Source organism: Sphingomonas sp. (assembly GCF_019746015.1).
Lineage (GTDB): Bacteria > Pseudomonadota > Alphaproteobacteria > Sphingomonadales > Sphingomonadaceae > Sphingomonas.
This window is the reverse complement of the sequence record NZ_JAIESM010000062.1, coordinates 1-5,327: the sequence shown is the minus strand read 5'-3', so window position 1 is coordinate 5,327 and position 5,327 is coordinate 1. Positions and strand designations below refer to the sequence as shown.

5 protein-coding genes and 1 pseudogene are annotated in these 5,327 nt (G+C 66.0%); all 6 read right to left on the bottom strand.

Annotation, left to right across the window (positions count from 1 at the left end; genetic code table 11):
* Positions 1–427, bottom strand: a pseudogene (locus K2Y03_RS08940) (transposase); the annotation flags it as partial.
* Positions 424–1,992: a glycoside hydrolase family 36 protein gene (locus K2Y03_RS08935; protein WP_294090151.1), complete on the bottom strand. Its 1,569-nt coding sequence runs from the start codon at positions 1,990–1,992 to the stop codon at positions 424–426. The gene K2Y03_RS08935 and the pseudogene K2Y03_RS08940, both read right to left, overlap by 4 nt.
* Positions 1,989–2,963: a Gfo/Idh/MocA family oxidoreductase gene (locus tag K2Y03_RS08930; RefSeq protein ID WP_294090149.1), complete on the bottom strand. Its 975-nt coding sequence runs from the start codon at positions 2,961–2,963 to the stop codon at positions 1,989–1,991. The genes K2Y03_RS08935 and K2Y03_RS08930 overlap by 4 nt, the downstream gene beginning before the upstream one ends.
* Positions 2,960–3,991 (bottom strand): zinc-binding alcohol dehydrogenase, encoded by a 1,032-nt coding sequence (locus tag K2Y03_RS08925; protein ID WP_294090144.1) that lies wholly within the window; start codon positions 3,989–3,991, stop codon positions 2,960–2,962. The genes K2Y03_RS08930 and K2Y03_RS08925 overlap by 4 nt, the downstream gene beginning before the upstream one ends.
* Positions 3,988–5,217 carry an MFS transporter gene (locus tag K2Y03_RS08920; RefSeq protein ID WP_294090141.1) on the bottom strand — a complete coding sequence of 410 codons (1,230 nt, stop codon included), beginning with the start codon at positions 5,215–5,217 and terminating at the stop codon, positions 3,988–3,990. The genes K2Y03_RS08925 and K2Y03_RS08920 overlap by 4 nt, the downstream gene beginning before the upstream one ends.
* Positions 5,214–5,327: MOFRL family protein (locus tag K2Y03_RS08915; RefSeq protein WP_294090153.1), on the bottom strand; the 114-nt coding region annotated here is incomplete at its 5' end. The genes K2Y03_RS08915 and K2Y03_RS08920, both read right to left, overlap by 4 nt.

Sequence of the window (5,327 nt, the reverse complement as noted above, 5' to 3'; positions counted from 1 at the left end):
CGGCGATCTCGCGCATCTCCTCGCGGATCTCAGCATGGTCAGCTGGACGTTCTCGCCTGACCGTCTTGGGGTCGATGCCAACCAGCCGGCAGGCTCGGCGCTGTGAGATCTGGTAATCCTGCATCACACCGAGCGCTACGGCCCCGTCGCTGGCCTGGCGTCGTCAGACTTTTCCCAGAAGGTCCTTGAGGATCGCATTGTCCAGCACGCTTTCGGCCAGCAGCCGCTTGAGCTTGCTGTTCTACTCCTCGAGCAGTCGCAGGCGCCGGGCCTCCGATGCCTCCACGCCGCCATACTTGGCCTTCAGCTTGTATAAGGTGGCAGGGCTCAATCCACGCTTACGGCAAACCTCGGTAGTCGGCAGCCCAGCCTCCTGCTCCTTGATCATGCCGATGATCTGCTCCTCGGTGAAACGACTCTTCCTCATTCATCTGCTCCTTCGCTCGGGGCAGACCCTACATCAAATCGAGGGAGCCAGCGGGGAGCAGGTCGCTCGGCATCGCGTAACAGCGAGGCGAGCAGGGCCTGCCGGGCCGGGCTCAATTCCCCCAGATGATCGCTGGTCATCAGGGCGCCGCCCACGCCCGCCGCGTGTCGTGCGAGCGTCTCGACATGTGCGTCGCTCAGATGATGAAAGCGGTCGCGCAGCAAAATACAGTCCGGATCGGCCTGCCACAGCACATCATGCGCGTGCCAGCGGGTTCCGCTGTCGCGCAACAGGCTCTCGGCGGACTGGTCTGCGCCAGTCATCGTCACGCCGACATCGCGGCTGATCCGCACCGCGTCGAACAACCCGACCGACGCCCATAGCGGCGCCCCGCACCCGGCGAGCATCGCATCCTCGCCGATTGCACGGCGCATGATCCTGACCATCCTGCGCCAGACCTCCACCCGAGACAGGCCGGGCTGGTGCCACTGCGCGCGATCAGGCCCGTGCTCCATGCCGTGATACATGAAGTCGGCCTTGAAATAGCGTGCGCCCCAGTCGTGTCGCCATGTGTGCAGGACGTTTGCCAGATATGTCGCGGCGGCCGGATGGGTGATGTCGAGGATGTAATATTCCTCGCTGCGCTTGTGCCAGCGGAACTCGCCGTAGAAATGCATGGCGAGCAGTGGCCCGCCGGTCTTGCGATCCTGCACGGCCCAATCCGGGTTGGCGCGATAGAGTTTCGACCGGTTGCCGACCAGGAATGGCGCAATCCACAGTCCCGGGGTGAAGCCGGCTGCCTCGATTTCCCCCAGCAATGGCTTCATGCCGCGTGGAAATTGCGGCTTCACGTCGAGCCAGTCGCCCATTTCGGGCGTGAACCCGTCGTCGATCAGGAAAATATCGAACAGCACGGCCTGCTCGTCGCGGAAGCGCCGCGCAGCCTGAAAGTGGTCGCGGATATTCTCCTCGGTGATCGCCGCATAGAGATTGTACCAGCTGCACCATCCGGTGATGCGCCGGGTGGGGAGGCGCGGCGGTAGCGGCGACGCGGCGGCGACCGCCGAGCTCCACCGGCGCAGGGCGTCATCGGCTTTGGCGTCGGCAAAGAGCAGTAGCGTTTCTCCTGACCGTGCGCCGGTAGCGTCGAGCAGGGTTTCGATGTCGATCGTCATCCGCGCTGCTGTGCCCCCGAAGCGCAAGCGTGTCTGGAACCGGTCATGTCGTTCGGCACCCAGCACGACGGTCGCCGCGTCGGTTTGAAGCGCGGTCATCGCGAAACCCAGCGAGGGCTGCTTACCCTCTGGCTCATCGGCATCGCGCGTGCCGGGCGCTGCCCACCAGCTGCCGTCCCAGCTGTGATAGCCGTTGCGCAAATAGCGCGACGCGCCCGCGACCACGAAGCGCAGGCCGACGCTGCTGAGTGGCCCCGCGCCAGGTGCCGTGACGCTCAACCGATGCATACCGTCGGTTTCTATGTGCGACAGCGTTGCATCGCCGGGCATGCCATCGACGAGGATGGTGTCCAGCGACAGCGTGAGGCCGCCGAGCGCGATGGTGGTCATGTCAGCCGGATCTCGCGCCGTTCATCCGCCGATTGCCGCGCGGCAAGCGCAAGTCGAAGTGTGCGGGCACCCTCGGCGAGCGGCACATGCGGGGGGCGCCTGTCGCGGATTGCATCGGCCAGATCGAGCAGTTGCGCTTCGAAGGGGCTTCGGCCGCCCGCCAGAATGCGCGGGTCGGCCGCATTGTCGCTGCGGCGGAACTCGGCGTCGTTCCAGCCAGTGAAGCGCCCCGTCATCTTCTGTGCAAACAGCGCCCATTCCTTGTGCCAGATGCCGGTAACCGCAATGTTGTTGGCGTTGAGCGTGGCGATCCGTCCATCGTCCCAGCCGAAGATCATCGCGGAAACATCCTCGACGTCGTAGCCCGGCTCTTCATGGAACAGGCGCGCACGCCGAGCGGCAACCGTATCAGGTTCCCCCATGAAGTGGCGGACGAGGTCGATCAGATGCAGCAGCTGTTCGAGAATCTGCCCGCCAGACTTTGCCTCTTCACGCCACCAATGCGCGTGCAGGTGGTTGCACTGGAAGGACCCGGTCATCATGCCGACTCGCCCCGTATCGCTTGCATCCCAAGCCTTTACCGCGTCGCCATGCCGATACATGAAGCCGATGGCGGCGGTGACGCCCGCCGCTTCGACAGCGGCGACCATGGCGTCGGCCGTCTCCTGCATCAGCGCGATCGGCTTTTCGACGAGCAGATGGACGCCGGCGGCGGCAATCCGCTCGACCTCACCCCGTCGCGTATAGGGCGGATGGGTGACGATGCAGAGGTCAAGTCGTGCCTCGCCGAGCATCCGGTCGAGATCGACATAGGCGGTGCCGCCATGGTCTGCCGCGAATGACTGCGTCCGCGCCATGTCGCGCCCGCAACAGGCAACGAGCTCCATCCGCTCGCCCAAGGCCGCGACCGACTGGGCGTGGCGGATGCCGATGCCGCCACAGCCGAACAGGCCGACCCGAAGGCGCGTCACAGACCGAACTCCAGCATTGCCTGCAGCATGCCCGGCTCGCCCCTGTCGAGCTGCGCGAACAGAACCGGCGCGTCCTCGAACGGGGCGACATGGGTAATCAACGGCAGCAGGTTCAGAACCCCCTGGTGCTGCAGCTCGACCGCCGTTCGCCACAGCCGCGGCTTGGACCAGCGGTGGCTCGCCGCCGGGGCGACGCCCGAAATCTGCGAGCTGATCAGCTCCACGCGGTTGTGGTGGAACTCGTCGCCAAGGCGTAGTCCCGCAATCTCGCCCTGGTAGAAGCCCATGGCGACGACGCGGCTGGCATAGGCGACCGCGCGGATCGCATCGGTCAGAGCCGGCGCGCTTCCCGACACCTCGATGCAGACATCGGCGCCCTTGCCGCCGGTCATTGCCTTGATCGTGGCGGCGGCGGCCGGTTCCAGTGCCGCGTGCGCGCCAAGCGCGAGTGCGACCTCGCGCCGGGTCCGGTCCGGGTCCACCACGATCACTGTCGCGCCCGAGGCCCGCGCTGCCTGCGCAACGATCTGGCCGGGTACACCAAGGCCGAACACCGCTACCGTGTCGCCCAGCCGGATGCCGGCATCATGCACACCATTCAGCGCGACGGCGCCGATATGGCTGAAGATGCCGATGCGCGGATCGGCGCCCGGCGGCATTGCCCGGTCGCGCGCGTAATCGGCCGGAATCACCGCGTGGCTGCGATGATTCCAGGTGCCGTAGATGTGGTTGCCGAGCGGCACATCCTCCACCCGCGCGCCGACTTCGACGACCTCGCCCACCTCCTCATAGCCAAGTGTGCGGACCGGATAGGGCCAGCTCGGCGCGTCGCCCGCCACGAACATGCGCGTCACCTCGTCGAAGCGGCGATCCATGAAGGGGTTGGTGCCGCGAAACTGCGTGAGCTCGGTCCCGGCGCTGATGCCGGAAAAGAGCGTGCGCACCCGCACCTCGTGCGCGCCGAGCGGCGGATGCGGCACCTCTTCAAAGGCGAGTGTGCGGGGTGCGGTCAGGATCAGCGACTTCATGCGTGCGCCCCCGCATTGGCATCAACGGCGCGGCGGATCGAGCCGAGCATGGCCAGAATGATGACAACCGCCAGCACGTAAAGGGCCGCCAGCGATGTCATCCCCGCCGCCATGCCGAAATGATCGGCCGCCCATGCCACGAAGATGGGGGTCACCCCGGCGCCGAAAAAGCCGATCATCGTCATCGCGCCGACCGCGGTCGCCCGGCCGCGTGCGGGCACAACGTCGTGCATCGCGGCATAGATGCAGCCGTCGAACAGCCCCTTGCCGAAGCTGGTTGCCACCAGCACCACGCCGACGCCGGCGGCGGACGTCATGCTGGTGAGCGGCAGCAGCAGCGTCGCCGCCAGCGTCAGCCCGATGGCGAGCGTGTGGAAGCGCCCGACGGGGCTGCGCCGCGCCATCCAGTCGGCCAGAAGGCCGCCCAGCGGGACCGTGAGGAAGCCCGCAATGTTGATGGTCGCCGACCCGACCAGCGCCGACCCCGCCAGATCCAGCTTCAGCGCGTCATGAACATAGGTCGGTGCCCAGACGGTGACGCCCGTTGATGCGCCATTGGCAAGGAAGAAGACGACGCACAGCATCAGCGCGGATGGATTGCGCAGCACCAGCTTCAGCGGATCGCCGCTGCCCGCCGCCCGCTCGACCGTGGCGGGCGCGTCCTTCAGAAACCTTAGCAGGATGATCGCATGCAGGATGCCGACGGCGGCGAACACAGCAAAAGGCGTGTGCCAGCTATATCGGTCTGCCAGCAGGCCGGCAAACAGCGCCCCGAGCTCTGCGCCAGCGAAAACGCCGGTCTGGTGGAGCGAGAGAGCCCTGCTGCGAAAGCGCGCCTCGTGCCAGTCGGAGATCAGCGCCGTCGCAGTGGGGTAGTAGGTCGCCTCGCCCAGCGCGACCAGCGCGCGAAAGCCGAGCAGCATCGCAAAGCCGGTTGATAGTGCCGTCAGGCCGGTCGCCATCGACCAGAAGATGAGCCCGTAGATGATGATCCGCGAGCGCTTCATGCTGTCGCCCATGCGCCCCGACAGAAATGCAGCGACGGCGTAGATCCAGAAGAATACCGAGTTCAGGAGCGCCAGTTCGGTATTGCTAAGCCCGAATTCCGCCTTGATCGACGGCATCACGGCGATGATGATGGACCGATCAGCCGCGTTGAAAAAGGCGACGATCCACAATAGCCCGATCAGGATCCATGGATAGTCGCTGCGGGTGGCGCGGGTCACCGTCCGGCTCCGTCGATCAGGATCGCCCGGAAATCGTTGACGTTGGTGAGCGTCGGCCCGGTGACGACAAGGTCGCCCAGCCGTTCGAAGAAAAGATAGGCGTCGTTGCG

Bases quoted from the DNA above. Each gene is read 5' to 3' on its own strand.
- K2Y03_RS08935 (WP_294090151.1), bottom strand. From the start codon at position 1,992: ATGACCACCATCGCGCTCGGCGGCCTCACGCTGTCGCTGGACACCATC.
- K2Y03_RS08925 (WP_294090144.1), bottom strand. From the start codon at position 3,991: ATGAAGTCGCTGATCCTGACCGCACCCCGCACACTCGCCTTTGAAGAG.